Source organism: Nocardia sp. NPDC052566 (assembly GCF_044547285.1).
Lineage (GTDB): Bacteria > Actinomycetota > Actinomycetes > Mycobacteriales > Mycobacteriaceae > Nocardia.
This window is the reverse complement of sequence record NZ_JBIUAF010000005.1, coordinates 697,721-711,807: the sequence shown is the minus strand read 5'-3', so window position 1 is coordinate 711,807 and position 14,087 is coordinate 697,721. Positions and strand designations below refer to the sequence as shown.

14 protein-coding genes are annotated in these 14,087 nt (G+C 67.2%); 5 read left to right on the top strand and 9 right to left on the bottom strand.

Features of this window, described 5'->3' with window-relative positions:
* Positions 1-39: 39 nt before the first annotated feature.
* Genes ACIG5A_RS28110 through ACIG5A_RS28100 form a run of 3 tightly spaced genes read right to left on the bottom strand, consistent with a single transcriptional unit; the run spans position 40 to position 3,259 of the window.
* Positions 40-1,677, bottom strand: a complete 1,638-nt coding sequence (locus ACIG5A_RS28110) for an ABC transporter permease (RefSeq protein WP_397245260.1) — start codon at positions 1,675-1,677, stop codon at positions 40-42.
* Entirely contained in the window at positions 1,674-2,606 is a 933-nt protein-coding gene (locus ACIG5A_RS28105; protein ID WP_397245258.1) for an ATP-binding cassette domain-containing protein, read from the bottom strand. Before ACIG5A_RS28105 ends, ACIG5A_RS28110 begins: the two co-directional genes overlap by 4 nt.
* Complete coding sequence (locus ACIG5A_RS28100; RefSeq protein ID WP_397245256.1) at positions 2,606-3,259, bottom strand: TetR family transcriptional regulator; 654 nt, start codon at positions 3,257-3,259, stop codon at positions 2,606-2,608. The genes ACIG5A_RS28105 and ACIG5A_RS28100 overlap by 1 nt, the downstream gene beginning before the upstream one ends.
* Before the next feature lie 110 nt (positions 3,260-3,369).
* On the opposite strand from ACIG5A_RS28100, the gene ACIG5A_RS28095 reads away from it, so the two are divergent.
* Entirely contained in the window at positions 3,370-5,304 is a 1,935-nt protein-coding gene (locus ACIG5A_RS28095) for an acyl-CoA dehydrogenase (RefSeq protein ID WP_397245254.1), read from the top strand.
* Between the two features lie 30 nt (positions 5,305-5,334).
* On the opposite strand, the gene ACIG5A_RS28090 is transcribed toward ACIG5A_RS28095, so the two are convergent.
* The 4 genes from ACIG5A_RS28090 to ACIG5A_RS28075 form a co-directional block, all read right to left on the bottom strand.
* The gene (locus ACIG5A_RS28090) at positions 5,335-6,399 is read right to left on the bottom strand and encodes a DUF6348 family protein (RefSeq protein WP_397245252.1); all 1,065 of its coding nucleotides are present in this window, start codon (positions 6,397-6,399) and stop codon (positions 5,335-5,337) included.
* A 52-nt stretch (positions 6,400-6,451) separates the two neighbouring features.
* Positions 6,452-7,174: a DsbA family protein gene (locus ACIG5A_RS28085; RefSeq protein WP_397245250.1), complete on the bottom strand. Its 723-nt coding sequence runs from the start codon at positions 7,172-7,174 to the stop codon at positions 6,452-6,454.
* 222 nt (positions 7,175-7,396) lie between these two features.
* A complete protein-coding gene (locus tag ACIG5A_RS28080; protein WP_397245248.1) occupies positions 7,397-7,816 on the bottom strand; it encodes a hypothetical protein in 420 nt (139 codons plus the stop codon).
* Between the two features lie 203 nt (positions 7,817-8,019).
* Positions 8,020-8,703, bottom strand: coding sequence for a hypothetical protein (locus ACIG5A_RS28075; protein WP_397245246.1), 684 nt, complete (start codon positions 8,701-8,703; stop codon positions 8,020-8,022).
* Positions 8,704-8,779: 76 nt separating this feature from the next.
* Here ACIG5A_RS28075 and ACIG5A_RS28070 point away from each other — a divergent pair, with 76 nt between their 5' ends.
* From ACIG5A_RS28070 to msrA, 3 genes are all read left to right on the top strand, one after another.
* Positions 8,780-9,430: a TetR/AcrR family transcriptional regulator gene (locus ACIG5A_RS28070; protein WP_397245244.1), complete on the top strand. Its 651-nt coding sequence runs from the start codon at positions 8,780-8,782 to the stop codon at positions 9,428-9,430.
* Between the two features lie 80 nt (positions 9,431-9,510).
* Positions 9,511-9,966 carry a peptide-methionine (R)-S-oxide reductase MsrB gene (gene msrB / locus ACIG5A_RS28065; protein ID WP_397245242.1) on the top strand — a complete coding sequence of 152 codons (456 nt, stop codon included), beginning with the start codon at positions 9,511-9,513 and terminating at the stop codon, positions 9,964-9,966.
* The gene (msrA, locus tag ACIG5A_RS28060) at positions 9,963-10,478 is read left to right on the top strand and encodes a peptide-methionine (S)-S-oxide reductase MsrA (RefSeq protein ID WP_397245240.1); all 516 of its coding nucleotides are present in this window, start codon (positions 9,963-9,965) and stop codon (positions 10,476-10,478) included. The genes msrB and msrA overlap by 4 nt, the downstream gene beginning before the upstream one ends.
* A gap of 57 nt (positions 10,479-10,535) precedes the next feature.
* On the opposite strand, the gene ACIG5A_RS28055 is transcribed toward msrA, so the two are convergent.
* Positions 10,536-11,387: an LLM class F420-dependent oxidoreductase gene (locus tag ACIG5A_RS28055; RefSeq protein ID WP_397245238.1), complete on the bottom strand. Its 852-nt coding sequence runs from the start codon at positions 11,385-11,387 to the stop codon at positions 10,536-10,538.
* A gap of 244 nt (positions 11,388-11,631) precedes the next feature.
* Between ACIG5A_RS28055 and ACIG5A_RS28050 the strand changes: the two genes are divergently transcribed.
* Positions 11,632-12,297 carry a heme oxygenase (biliverdin-producing) gene (locus ACIG5A_RS28050; protein ID WP_397245236.1) on the top strand — a complete coding sequence of 222 codons (666 nt, stop codon included), beginning with the start codon at positions 11,632-11,634 and terminating at the stop codon, positions 12,295-12,297.
* On the opposite strand, the gene ACIG5A_RS28045 is transcribed toward ACIG5A_RS28050, so the two are convergent.
* The gene (locus ACIG5A_RS28045) at positions 12,298-13,806 is read right to left on the bottom strand and encodes a sugar transferase (RefSeq protein ID WP_397245234.1); all 1,509 of its coding nucleotides are present in this window, start codon (positions 13,804-13,806) and stop codon (positions 12,298-12,300) included. It lies immediately after the preceding gene.
* Positions 13,807-14,087 lie beyond the last annotated feature (281 nt).

Below are 14,087 nucleotides of genomic sequence, written 5' to 3'. Positions count from 1 at the left end.
TGGCCCGCACGTCGTTGTGCGGGCCATGGGCGATCTGCGTCAGCGCAGGTCGCGTCTGCGGAAGGCGGTTACGCCTGCGGCGATCAGTGCCGCGGCGATGGCGAGGAGCCACAGGATCGGCGTGACCGCGAAGGCGGCGCCGGGCAGCTTCGGCGGGTGCGTGAACGGGATCAGATCGATGACCGCCTGCGGGAGTCCGTCGAGTGCGCCGAGGAAGAAGATCACCAGCATGGCGCTCAGCACGCCCCAGGCGACCGGGGTGAAGCGCGGCGCGAAACCGTAGATCGCCACGGCGATTCCGGTGATCACCCACACCGCGGGCACCTGCACCAGCGCCGCGGCGACAGCGTCACCGAGCGCGCCGCCGAGGTCACCGCTGGCGAGTCCGTAGACGACACCGACCGCGGCACCGGCGATCAGCAGCAGCACCACCGGGCCGAGTAGTGCGAAACCGATGTGGCTCAACGCGTATCGCTCGCGGCTCACGGATCCGGCCAGAGTGGCCTCGGCCCGCTGGCTCGACTCCTCGTCGTGCAGTCGCAGCGCGGCCGAGATGGAGTAGGCCGACGCCGCGATCGCGAGCATGGTGAAGGCCATGGTCATGACGCTGTCGGTGAGCACCTGGGTGCCGCCGAGCCGGTCGAGGACATCGCGAATCGAGCCGCTGTCGTTGATCAGATCGCCGACGCTGTTGAGCGCGCCGCCCATCAGTGCTCCGTACAGCAGGAAGCCGATCGACCAGCCGAACAGCGAACCACGCTGCAAGCGCCACGCCAGCCCGGCCGGACCGGACAGCGCAGGCGTCGCGGTGGCCGCGCCCGGCCGCTCGGCGACCAGCCCGGATCCGGTGTCCCGCTTGCTCAGTAGCACATACGCGGCCACGGTGGTGCCCGCGGCGAGCGCGAACAGCAGCAGGAACACCCACCAGCGCTCCCCGGCGAACGCCCGCAGCTGCAGGCACCAGCCGAGCGGCGAGAACCACGACAGCACACCGTTACCGACATCGCCGATGGCGCGGATCGCGAAGGCCGCGGCGAGCGCGCCGAGTGCGATGCCGCGTGCCGTGCGCGCACCGGTGCTCACCTGCGCGGCCACGGCGGCGACCCCGGCCCACGCCAGGCCGGAGGCGGCCAGTGCGGCCGAGAAGGCGAAGGATCCGCTCAGCGGTAGATCGTTGGCCGCGAGCATGAAAGTGCTGACGACACCGGTGAATACGCAGCCCGCCGCGGTCATGATCAGCACCGCGGTCAGGCCCGCGTAGCGGCCGATGCTGGTGGCCCCGACGAGTTCGGCGCGGCCGGTTTCCTCCTCCACCCTCGTGTGGCGGATGACGGTGAGCACCGTGGCGATGGCGATCATCGCGAAGAACGGTCCGGCCTTCCACAGCGCGACCGGGCCGATATCGTGCAGGTTGTAGAGGCGGCCGTACATGGCGACCAGCGCCGGACTGTCGTTGATCGTGCGCGCGTATTTCTCCACATCGGCCTGCGACGAGTAGACCGCTTTCGTACTGCTGACATACATGGCGGGCAGCAGCGCGAACAGAATCGACCACAGCGGCAACACGATTCGGTCCCGGCGCAGGTACAGCCGCAGCAGCTGACCGGTGCCCGCGAATTCGGCCGTGTCGCGCGCCGAGGTGGCGGCGTAATGCCTGCCCGCGGTCGCGGTGGTCATGCGCGCACCTTCTGTCCGTCGCTCGCGGTGGCTGCCGGTACGGCCCCGTCGACGTGATAGTGGCGCAGGAACAGTTCCTCCAGCGTGGGCGGCGCACTGGTGAGGCTGCGCACGCCGGTATCGCCGAGCACCCGGATGAGTTCACCGAGGTGTTCGCTGTCCACCTGGCAGTGCAGCGTGCTCCCGTCGATCGCGATATCGGTCACGCCGGGGATGCGGTGCAGATCGCCTGGGTCGCCGAGCAATTCGGCGGTGATCGAGGTGCGCGAGAGGTGCCGCATCTGCGACAGTGAACCGCTTTCCACGGCCTGTCCGGCGCGGATGATGGTCACCCGATCGCAGAGCACCTCCACCTCGGACAGGATGTGGCTCGACAGCAGTACCGTGGCGCCGCGCTGCTTGGCCTCGGCGACGCATTCCCGAAAGACCTGTTCCATCAACGGATCCAGGCCCGAGGTCGGTTCGTCGAGCAGCAGCAGCTGCACATCGGAGGCGAGCGCGGAGATCAGTGCGACCTTCTGCCGGTTGCCCTTCGAGTAGGTGCGCGCCTTCTTCCGCGGATCCAGGTCGAAGCGCTCGATTAGTTCGGCCCGGCGTTCGGCGTTGATGCCGCCGCGCATCCGCGCCAGGAGATCGATGGTCTCGCCGCCGGACAGCGACGGCCACAGCGTGACATCGCCTGGTACATAGGCGAGTTCGTGATGCAGCGCGACCGCGTCGGACCACGGATCGCGCCCGAGCACTTCGACGGCGCCGCCCGTTGCGCGGAGAATGCCGAGCAGGACGCGGATGGTGGTCGATTTCCCCGCGCCGTTCGGGCCGAGGAAGCCGTGGATTTCGCCCTCGCTGACGGACAGGTCGAGCCCGTCCAGCGCGGTGACATGGCCGAAAGTCTTACGCAGTGCGTCGACTTGGATGACCGCGGACATCACATCTCCTTGGTGACAGTGTCCAGAAGTGTTGGGTCGGTGAGTAATCCCTGGGTGTAGAACTCCAGGGCGGGTGGGGTGAGCTCGTGGGTGATCGCGCGGACGGCCTTGCCGAAATCGAGCTTCTCGCCGTCTTTCTGGTGCATCTGCACCCACAGCAGGGTGGCGCCGACGTTGAGCATCATCAGATATCTGGCGCGCGCCGCCGGATCGCGGCTCGGCTTGATGGCGCCCGCCTCGACGCCCTTTTGCAGGTAGACGTTCGCATCCTCGGCCATGTGCTCGAACAGCGAGACCGCCATCGGCCCACCCGCTTGCAGGCTGCGCACCATGTAGGCGACCAGCGGGCCGTAGACCTCGATCTCCGCCAGCGCGGCGAGCATGCCCTTCGCCACATTCTGCGAGGTGATGGCCTTCACCTTCTCGTCGCGGATCAGCTGGAGCACGCGGTCGTCGCAGGCGGCGCGCAACCCGTCCTTGGAACCGAAGTGGTGGTTCACCAAGCCGGGCGAGACGCCTGCCGCTTTCGCGATGGCGCGGACTCCGACCTGGAATCCCTGTTCGCCGAAGACCTCGATCGCGACGTCGCGAATACGGGCCGCCGTCGTCAGATCGGCGGTGGATCCTTGCGGAACGGACTGTTGGCTAAACACATGTTCAATATACTAAACGCGCGTTCAACGGGCCACAAGGGTTGCGGCGGGAATGTCGCGTCAACGGTCGGTCGGCCGACGACCGCGACGGCTCCGGCTATGGTCGGGTTATGACCACCGGTAGCTCATCGACGGCAGATCACCTTCGTGCGGCACTCGACGGACCGTGGGGCGCGGTCCGCGAAGAGGCCAGGAAGCAACTCACGGGCGACGAATTCACCGGCGATCCCTACCTCGACTACAAGGCCGCCAGGGCGCGCGTGCTCGAGCAGATGCGGTTGATCGCCTCGATGGGCTTGGCCGAGCGCGGTTTCCGCCGCGAGCACGGCGGCACCGGTGAGCCGGGCGCCGCGGTGGTCGGGCTGGAGATGCTGGCGTACGCGGATCTGTCGCTGTGGGTGAAATCCGGTGTGCAGTGGGGACTTTTCGGCGGCGCGGTGGAAAACCTCGGCACCGAACGGCACGGCGCGTACATCAGGCAGCTGATCTCGCTGGATCTACTCGGTTGTTTCGCGATGACCGAATCGGGGCACGGCAGCGATGTCGCCAACCTGGAGACCACCGCGACCTACGATCCGGCCACCCAGGAGTTCGTGATCCACAGCCCGACACCGTCGGCGCGCAAGGACTACATCGGCGGTGCGGCCGAACATGCCCGTATGGCAGCGGTTTTCGCGCAGCTGGTGACCGAGGGCAAGAGCCAGGGCGTGCACTGCCTGCTCGTCCCGATCCGCGACGAGCACGGCGCCGACCTGCCCGGCGTGACCACCTTCGACGACGGCCTCAAGGGCGGCCTGCTCGGAGTCGACAACGGGCGCATCATGTTCGACCAGGTGCGGGTGCCGAGGGAGAACCTGCTCAACCGCTACGCCGATGTCGCGCCGGACGGCACCTACAGCTCGGACATCGAGAACCCGAGCCGCCGATTCTTCACCACGCTCGGCACTTTGGTGCGCGGGCGGGTCAGCGTCGGCGGTGCCGCCGCGGCGGGCGCGCGCGTCGCGCTGAGCATCGCGGTGCGCTACGCGCTGAAGCGGCGGCAGTTCGCCGATCCCGACAGCGGTAGCGAGACACTGCTTCTCGACTACCGCAGCCACCAGCGCAGGCTGCTGCCGCTGGTCGCGAAGTCCTACGCCTACGCGTTCGCGCAGAACGATCTGGTGCGGCGCATGCACCTGGTGCAGACCGGGCAGGACGTGGACCCGCACGCGCAGCGGGCCTTGGAGAAGCGGGCGGCCGGACTCAAGGTCGCGCAGACCAGGCACGCCACCCGCGCCATCCAGGAATGCCGCGAAGCCTGCGGCGGCGCAGGCTATTTGACGGAGAACCGGCTCGTCACCCTGAAGGCGGACACCGATGTGTTCACCACCTTCGAAGGCGACAACGTGGTGCTGACCCAGCTCGTCGCCAAGGAACTGCTCACCGCCTACTCCGACGAGGTGCGCGATCTCGACGCGCTCGGCTGGGTCCGCTTCGCCGCGACCATGGCCGGCGACGTGGTCCGGAAGCGTTCCGGGGTAAGGCAATTGATCCAGACCATGCGCGACGGCGCCAACGACACCGTCGACGAGGGCGACCTCTCCCGCCGCTCGACCCAGCTGCAGCTGTTCGCCGACCGCGAGGACTATCTGGTCCGCACCGCCGCGCACCGGCTGCGCGCCCGAGCGAAGGAGACCGGGCCGTTCGAGGCGTTCAACAACGCCCAGGACCACATCCTCACCGCGGGCAGCGCGCACATCGATCGCCTTGTGCTGGAAGCCTTTATCGAAGGGATCGACGGCATCCAGGATCCGGACGCGCGCAAGCTCGCCGAATCGGTGTGCGACCTGTTCGTCTACACCTCGCTCGAAGAGAACCTGTCCTGGTTCATCATGCACCGCTTCATGTCGGTGGAACGCGCCAAGGCGGTGCGGCGCGGCGTGAACGAACTCGTCGACCGGCTCCGCCCGGACGCGCTCACCCTGATCGAGGGGATGGGCGTACCCGAACCGATGCTGCGCGCGGCGATGCTGGACGACGCCAGCGTCTACGACCGCACGGTGTGACCTGGCGCGCGGTGGCCTCGGGACGCGGCCTCATGCCGGTACCAGCACCGCGAATGTCCGCATGGCGCAGAACTCCTGGCCGACTGGTGCGGCCGCGACCGTGGCCTCGCCCGCGGGCCAGGGCTCGTTGTCGAGCAGCACCTCGTTGACCTGTATTCGGCCCTCGTCGGTGCTGACGAACACCCGTAGCCAATGGATCCGCTGGGTCAGCGTTTCCGCGCGCAGCCTGTGCAGCAACGCGTCGAGCAGTGGCCCGGCCTCGATCGTCGCGTTGGGCGAGAAGTAGATCAGCTGGGGACCGATGCACAGGTCGAATGGGCTGCCCGGATGCTCGAAGCGCTCCCAGTGCACCTGGTCGCCGCCGCCGGCCCGGTCGATGAGCGCCGCGATCAGCGGATGCAGGCTGCCGCGCAGGAATTTGGCGGCGGCCGAGGAGATGGCTTCCTGCCAGGTCTGACCGTATCCGGCAACGCTTTCGAGTACGGAAGCGGCCGCCAGCCCAGGGCCGCTGACCTCGAAATCGAGCTGGGCGATGATTCCCTGTGGCGACTCCCGTGGGAACAATCGCGCGTCGATGGTCAGCGGGCCGCAGTGCAGGGCGCCATCGGTCTCGGTAACCGGGAAGCCATGCTCGGCAAGTGCTTTGCTGAAGAGATCGCGCGGTGAAGGTACGCCGCCGCCATCGGGGCCCAGCGGGGGCAGGGGTGCGGACAGCAGGTCGGCGGTGAACACCAGATCGCTCAGGCTCGACGTACCGTCGTGCAGCAGCTGATTGGCCAGGTCGACCGCCGCACTGCGCAGACCGATCCGCTGCATCTCCGCTCGCCCCGCTGTGTGCGCCCTGGCCCAGGCCGACCGGTACACGGGGTCGCCGTCGAGCGGGCGGGCCACCTCCCCATCGATGAAGTTCGGATCAAAAGCACTCTCGCGCAACAGGTACCGGCCGAACGCGATCGGCAGGAAGACGAGCAGACGTTCGGCCAGCCAGGTCGCGACCCCCTGCGCTTCGAGCCGACTCACGATGCTCTCGTCGTCCTGGTCTTCGTCACCGTGCATGAACGCTTGAATACCGACCTCGACCGCCCCATCGAACATTCTACGACATTACCTGCGCGTCTTCAGGATTGGCGACCGAAGGAGACAGGTCTCAGCGTGCGGCGGACTCGATCACCGGGCCGAGGCCGCCCTCGCTGTAGATCGCGCTGCTGGAATCGACCTTTTTGCCGTTGATGAAGACGGTGGGCGTGCCCTTCACGTCACCGGCGAGTACGTCCTTGGTGGTCTTGTCGAGGAACTGGTCGTATTGACGGCCGGTAATGCATTGGGCCACAGCGGAATCGGTGTATCCGGCGCCCTTGGCCATGTCGATCAGCTTGCTGTCGGGGAGTCCGGCACCGCCTTCGGCGGGCTGCTCCTCGAACATCGTCTCCAGCCACTTCTGGAAGTTCGCGCTGCCCGACGCGGCGACGCAGAACGCCGCATTGCCTGCGCGAGAGGAGTATTCGGTCGTGGACGCGCGATCCAGGAACGAGATGACGTTGTATTCGACGGCGGCGGTACCGCTCTTCGCCGCCCGCTCCAGCACCGCACCGTTGGCCTTCTCGAACCGTCGGCAGGCCGGGCACTGCAAATCCATCACCACCCGCACGACCACCTTCGCTCCGGGATCACCGATCCGGATCGCCCCGTTCGCGGTCACCCCCGCCGGAACACCGGGACCGGCGGCGTCGGCAGGCAGCGCCGTCCCCGCGACCACCTCCGCCCGCGCCTTCCACGCCACCACCCCGACCACGATCATCACCGCGAGCGCGACCACGAGCACCGCCGCGACCGCGGGCGGCGAAAACCTGCTTCCGCCCTGCTCAGGCATGCCAACCGGACCATCATGCGAGGTACTCACCGCGACACCACCCGCCTCCCACTCGCCGACCAGTTCCGTCGGCAACGATAGCGCTACCGCGCACCGTCCCCGTGTCGACCTACCGCCGATAGCCGTGTGCCGGGTACTTCACGCGCGACAGTTCTGCACCCCTGATCAGCTGACGGCGAGAAAGCACCCGGCAGTACGCACTGCCGGGTGCGGCCTTTCGGATCAGCCGATACCCGGGATACCCGCGCTACCCGTCGACGGCTTGCCGCAGGTGGGGTTCTGATCGACGTTGACTATCTGGGTAAAGGTGGCGTCATTGGTCGGCGACTCCTGCGCGAGGATCGAGTGCTGCCCCATCGTGCCCGGCTTCCAGGTGGTGGTCGCCTTCCCGGAGGCGTCAACCGCGGGTGTATTCGGCTGGAAGGAGTCGCGGGTGCCGAAACCCTTGGCATCGGCGTCGAAGAATGACACCGCGGTACCCGGACGCGCGGTCGCGGTGATGGTGTAGGAGCAGCCCGCGCCGTTCTGCACGATCTCGAGGTTGGTAACCGCGGCACCGGCCTGAGGTGCGCCGAGTACCACCGCGCAGGTTGCTGCACCGAGCGCCGCGAGCGCGAGACCTGTCCGGCTGGTGACAGTCACAGTAAAAACCTTCTTCCACAATGGATTTCCCAACAATTAACCGTGCAAGCATGTCACGCCGCAAACCCGGACCAAGCCCATGAATTTCGGTGCTTGACATGATCGGGCGCGGATGGGCCAACGGGTAGATTCCGAACCACCGACGCCGGCCTGCTACGACTGCACTGACGCCGATGGTTGGACGTGGCGAAACCCTTCGGCCGTCAGACGGGTTTGCAGATGATGGAGGCGAAGCCGACGCGGTTTCCGGTCATTTTGCGGTAGACCGAGTGCCGGAAGTTCGGGCGCAGGAGCGCGAGCACGAATTCCGCGAGGGTGCCGGGGAGTCGTACCTGGTTGACGAAGACGTAGGGGGCTGGGTCGAGGGGGCCGAGGAGTGCGATGTCGTCGACCTTGGCGTCGTGGCTGAACCAGCCTGCGACGCCGTCGAAGTAGCGCAGCGCGCGGTCCGCGTCGTCGGCGGTGAAGTGGTTGAACAGGAAGGTGCCCGAGGGCGAGCTGTCGATGTCGCCGAGGCGCCTGATGTTGCGGGCGGTCATCACGAAATCGGCGCCCAACTGCTGGAACGCCGGGTCGGCCTGCACAGTGGCGATCGTGTCCGGTGCGGTGGTCTCGATCAGGACGATCACGTCGAAGCGCGGGCTGGTGCTCGATGGCTGGATCACCACCGCCCGATAGGCCCTGGCTGACATCACCTCATCGAGCGCTTGCAGCCGGCGGGTCAGGTCCTGGCATCGGCGCAGTGCCTCGCGACGCCGGGAACTGCGCGGCACGAACGGGATTCGGCGCGGCGGGTCGACGCGAAATCCGAGATAGAGGTAGCCGTATGGCGCAGGCTCGACATACGGGGCCGGTGGATTGGTGTGCGTTCGCCAGTCGACGGTCATGGTGTCCCTACTTTCGGTATAAAATAATCGAGCGATCGATTAATTGTATCCCTCTCGAAGGAGGCACGGAAGCCCGATGACGACACCACGGCGTGGGCCGGGGCGGCCGCGGAAGGCGGATGCCGGCGACACCAAGGCCGAGCTCATGTCCGCCGCACTGCGACTGTTCGCCCGCAACGGCTATGCGGGGACCTCGATCCGGTCCATCGCGCGCGAGGTCGGGTTGAGCGAGAGCGTGCTCTACGCCCATTTCGACAGCAAACGGGCGATCTTCGATGCCGTGCTGTCCACGCTCGGTCCCAAGAATCCGCTGGACGTGACCGGCCGCGACGCCGCCGCCCGCGCCGACACCGACCCGCCCGAGTACCTGCGCGAACTCGTGCGCACCGCACTGCGCGAGTGGGACAGCGACGACGGGAGGCTCCTGATCAGCATGATGGCGCGCGACGGGCTACTGCACAGCTCGGCCCTGCGGAATGCGGTCTCGGCCATGCGAACTCAGGTGAGCCTGCTGTTCGAGCGCTGGATCGCCGCGGGTCTACTCCCGGCGAACCGCGCCGCACCGGAGGACCTGGCGATGTCCTTCACCGGTTTCATCGGCCTGACCCGGGTACTGCACCTGCACGCCGAGGCAACGACCCATGACCGCGCACAGGCACGCGATGACATTCATCGCCACACCGAGACCTTCATCCGGCTCGTCTTCGGCGACGATGGTGAGAAGTGACCGAAGTATGACGCCGAGCCCGCGGGGGACTTTCCGCACCGGGCCCCTCGTTGTACGGGTAGCCGAACCGAGGAGGTCATATGGCACAGGAATACAACCGGAATCCCGCGGCGGTGGCCGCGCTCTCGCCCGACCAGTACCACGTCACGCAGGAGAACGGCACCGAGCGGGCGTTCACCGGCGAGTACTGGGACAACCACGAGCCAGGTATCTACGTGGATGTGGTGTCCGGTGAGCCGTTGTTCGCTTCGGTCGACAAGTTCGACAGCGGTTCGGGCTGGCCGAGCTTCACCAAGCCGATCGATGCCGCCAACATCGTCCAGAAGCGGGACTTCAGTCATCTGATGATCCGCACCGAGGCCCGATCGGTGCACGGCGACAGCCACCTCGGGCATGTGTTCACCGACGGACCCCGTGACGCGGGCGGCCTGCGGTACTGCATCAATTCCGCCGCGCTGCGATTCATCCACCTCGACGAGCTCGAGGCGGCAGGCTACGGACAGTACAAGACTCTCTTCACGAAGGAGGACGTGTGAGCGACACACGCAAGGCGATTCTGGCAGGCGGCTGCTTCTGGGGTATGGAGGAGCTGATCCGCAAGCAGCCCGGTGTGCTCTCGACCCGCGTCGGCTACACCGGCGGCCGCAACGATCACCCCACCTACCGCAATCACCCGGGCCATGCCGAGGCCGTGGAGATCGTCTACGACCCCGCGAAGACGGATTACCGTGCGCTGCTGGAATTCTTCTTCCAGATCCACGATCCGACGACGAAGGATCGCCAGGGCAACGACCTCGGCACGAGCTACCGCTCGGAGATCTTCTACGTCGACGACGAGCAGAAGCGCGTCGCGCTGGAGACCATCGTCGATGTCGACGACTCGGGCCTGTGGCCCGGCAAGGTGGTCACCGAGCTGAGCCCGGCGCCCACGTTCTGGGAGGCCGAGCCCGAACATCAGGACTACCTGCAGCGCTACCCGGACGGCTACACCTGCCACTTCCCCCGCCCGGGTTGGAAGTTGCCGCGCCGCCAGGCTGCGACGCAGTAGTCCACGGCCGAGGCTGCCGCACAGGGTGATTCGGCGGCAGCCGAGGCAGTGCCGGGATCAGGGCGCGATGCTGCCGAGCTTCCCGGCGAGACGGCCGAGGTAGGCGCGCACGTCATCCGGAGACTTGTCGGGCATCCCGAAAACGGCTTCGGTGACACCCGATTCGGACCATGCGGCCAGCTGGGCCGGATCGGGGCGGCCCGCGAGCAGGATGATCTCGGGGCGGCCCGCGCGGCCGTGTTCGCGCCAGATGCGGTGCAGCATGGCGATTTTCGCGTCGATATCGCCCTCCCCCGGCGTATTGATCCAGCCGTCGGCGTTTTTCGCCAGCCAGGTGAAGGACTGTTCGGTCCCCGCCGCGCCCAGGTAGACGGGGACGCCTTTGCGCACCGGCTTCGGCCAGGACCAGCTCGGGCCGAAGCTGACGAACTGCCCTGTGTAGCTGGCTTCTTCGTCGGTCCAGATGGCGCGCATCGCATCCAGGTGTTCGCGCAGGACGGTGCGGCGCTTGTTCGGCGGCACCCCGTGATCGGCGAGTTCCTCGGTGTTCCAGCCGAATCCGACGCCGAGACTGACCCGGCCGCCGGACAGGTGATCGAGCGAGGCGATGGTCTTGGCGAGCGTGATGGGGTGGTGTTCGGCGGGCAGCGCCACCGCGGTGGACAGGCCGATGCGGCTGGTCACCGCGGCGGCGGTGGCGAGCGAGACCCACGGATCGAGGGTGCGCAGATAGCGGTCGTCGGGCAGGGTGGCGTCGCCGGTGCGCGGATGCGCGGCGGTGCGCGCCACCGGGATGTGGGTGTGTTCGGGCACGTAGAAGGTGTCGAAGCCGTTCTGCTCGGCGGCCTGTGCCGCCTCGGCGGGCGTGATCCCCCGATCGCTGGTGAACAACACAATTCCGTACCGCACCGTACGCTCCCATCGCCGAAACTAGAACAAGTTCTACCATACGAGCGTGCGGCCGGTGACACGCGGCACAACCACCACACCGCCGCCGAGCAGGGCTTATCGAACGGTTGACCGTGTTTTACACCTTTCGATGGATGCCGGACACCGTGGCGGACCGTATCGTCGGAAGAACAGTTAGGGTAGCCAAAGTAGTGGCAGAACCCGCTGGTAGAGATGACGCGGCTAAAGGTGAGGTGGTTTGGGCATGACGGAAACGCTGACGGACACGACTCCGTTCTCCACGATGATCCGCACGGCCACCGCACAGCAGCACGCCGACGCGGAGAACTCGAGCTTCGTCGGCGATCTGCTCGGCGGCAAGCTGGATATCACCGCCTACCTCGGCCTCACCGGCCAGCTGTGGTTCATCTACCGCGCGCTGGAGGGCCGCGACGCGGCGCTGGCCGAGGATCCGATCGCCGGGCCGTTCATCCGCCCCGAACTCGCGCGCACCGCACAGCTGGAGCGTGACCTGGCCCATCTCGACGGCCCGGACTGGCGCGACCGGCTGGAGCCGCTGCCCGCCACCGCGGCCTACGCCGCCCGCGTCGACGAGTGCGCCCGCGACTGGCCCGCCGGTTTCATCGCGCACCACTACACCCGCTACCTGGGCGATCTGTCCGGCGGACAGATCATCCGCAACTCCGCGGAGAAACTGTGGGACCTGCCGCACAAGGGTGACGGCGTGCGGTTCTACGTCTTCGAGGACATCGGCAACCCGGCCGCCTTCAAGCGCGAGTACCGCACGCAGCTCGACAGCATGCCGCTGGACGAGGCCGAGCGCGACCGCGTGCTCACCGAGGCGCAGCACGCCTTCGATCTGAACACGGCGGTCTTCCGCGCGCTGGGCGCGCGGTTCCCGGTGGCCTGATCAGTACGCACCCTCCCCGCGCGCGACCGCGCCGATGGTCTTGGCGATGAGCAGCAGGTCGAGCACCATGGACCAGTTCTCCACGTAGGACAGGTCCAGGCGCATCGAATCCTCCAGGGAGAGATTGGATCTGCCGCTCACCTGCCACAGCCCGGTGACGCCCGGCTTCACCAGCAGCCTGCGCCGCATGTCGCCGTCGTAGCTGTCCACCTCGCGCCGCACCTGCGGGCGCGGGCCGACCACGCTCATCTCACCGCGCAGCACGTTGAGGAACTGGGGCAGCTCGTCCAGGCTGAACTTGCGGATCACCCGGCCGATCGGCGTCACCCGTGGATCGTCCTTCATCTTGAAGAACACCGGGTTGCCGCCGTTGCCTGCGATCAGCGCGGCCACCTGGGCATCCGCATCGGCGTACATGCTGCGGAACTTGATCATGCGGAACGGCTTGCCGCCGCGCCCGATTCGCTCCGAGTAGTAGAACACCGGCCCGGGACTGCTCAGCTTGACGACCAGCGCGATGCCGAGCAGCGCGGGCAGGATCGAGAAGAGGACCGCGGCCGCGAAGCATCCGTCGAAGATGGCCTTGCCGACCGATTTCGCCCGATCGTATTGCGGCCGCGCGATATGCAGCATCGGCACGCCCGCGACGAGGCGGTTGGTCAGCCTGGTGCCCGCGATATCGACGACGCCGGGCGCCACGATCAGCTCGACCCCGAGCGGATCGAGTTCCCATGCCATCCTGCGCAATTCGATCGGGCCGAGATGATCGGTCGCGGTCACCGCGACGGTGTCGGCCCCGCAGCGGCGCACCGCGTCGAGCACCGAGCGATCGTCGCCGACCACCGAGAACGTCCGCCCGAGCGCCTCGAATTCGTAGGTAGTTCCGGAGGTTCCGTCCGGAACGCAGACCCCGACCACACGGTAACCGCAGGCCGGATCGCGCGAGAACGCGGTCGCCATCGCCCGCGCCGCTTCGGGACAGCCGACGACAAGCACCCTTGACCGGTACTCCCCGCGCCCGCGCCGCGCCCGCGCGTGTTTGCGCCAGGCCAGCCTGCTGAGCATCAGCCCGAGCAGGCCGAGCGGCAGCGCGATCGCCAAATAGCCACGGGCGAACTCGATCTGGAAAATCAGCGACGCGATCGCGACACCGCCGAACAGTCGCAGCGTCGCCGAGACCAATCGCCGGTATTCTTCCGCTCCGCTGCCGACCACCTGCGGCGAGCGGGTGTTGCTCACCGCGAGGAATCCGGCCCATGCCAGCGCGAGCAGCACCGAGACCACCGTGTAGCCGACCTCGTACGGCAGATGCCAGGCCAGCGGCGGCGCGGCGGGCCCGCCGAACCGGATGACCTGGGCCAGCCCGACGGCGGCCACGATCACGCCGAAATCCGTTGCGCCGAGCCGTCTGACGTACTCGCTCTGCCAGCGCTCACGCTCGGATCGCGGTAGTGACCGCGATGGTGGTGCGATATCCAGCTTGTCGTCGTCCGCGAGCTCGAAGCTCATTGAACACACACCTCCCCCTAGGAGAGAATTCTTCGCCCCCGATCCCCATCGACCGGACCCTCGGCCTGTTCGACTGCCTGGGGTTGCTCTCTCAGTCGGCAGTCAGAACGCGATTGTTACAGAACACAATCCGTTTCACACACCGAATGGGATGGGCCGCTTCGTATTCCAGAAATTTGCCAACATGGGAACGGTTGGTTTGCAACCCCGCGATCCCCGGAATCTTTCCGCCGTCGAACGAGGTGGTTCCACCTCTGCCACAAGGCAATCGCGACGTTACC

Bases quoted from the DNA above. Each gene is read 5' to 3' on its own strand.
- ACIG5A_RS28095 (WP_397245254.1), top strand. From the start codon at position 3,370: ATGACCACCGGTAGCTCATCGACGGCAGATCACCTTCGTGCGGCACTC.
- ACIG5A_RS28085 (WP_397245250.1), bottom strand. From the start codon at position 7,174: ATGCCTGAGCAGGGCGGAAGCAGGTTTTCGCCGCCCGCGGTCGCGGCG.
- ACIG5A_RS28090 (WP_397245252.1), bottom strand. From the start codon at position 6,399: ATGTTCGATGGGGCGGTCGAGGTCGGTATTCAAGCGTTCATGCACGGT.
- ACIG5A_RS28070 (WP_397245244.1), top strand. From the start codon at position 8,780: ATGACGACACCACGGCGTGGGCCGGGGCGGCCGCGGAAGGCGGATGCC.
- ACIG5A_RS28050 (WP_397245236.1), top strand. From the start codon at position 11,632: ATGACGGAAACGCTGACGGACACGACTCCGTTCTCCACGATGATCCGC.
- ACIG5A_RS28075 (WP_397245246.1), bottom strand. From the start codon at position 8,703: ATGACCGTCGACTGGCGAACGCACACCAATCCACCGGCCCCGTATGTC.
- ACIG5A_RS28045 (WP_397245234.1), bottom strand. From the start codon at position 13,806: ATGAGCTTCGAGCTCGCGGACGACGACAAGCTGGATATCGCACCACCA.
- msrB (WP_397245242.1), top strand. From the start codon at position 9,511: ATGGCACAGGAATACAACCGGAATCCCGCGGCGGTGGCCGCGCTCTCG.
- ACIG5A_RS28105 (WP_397245258.1), bottom strand. From the start codon at position 2,606: ATGTCCGCGGTCATCCAAGTCGACGCACTGCGTAAGACTTTCGGCCAT.
- ACIG5A_RS28110 (WP_397245260.1), bottom strand. From the start codon at position 1,677: ATGACCACCGCGACCGCGGGCAGGCATTACGCCGCCACCTCGGCGCGC.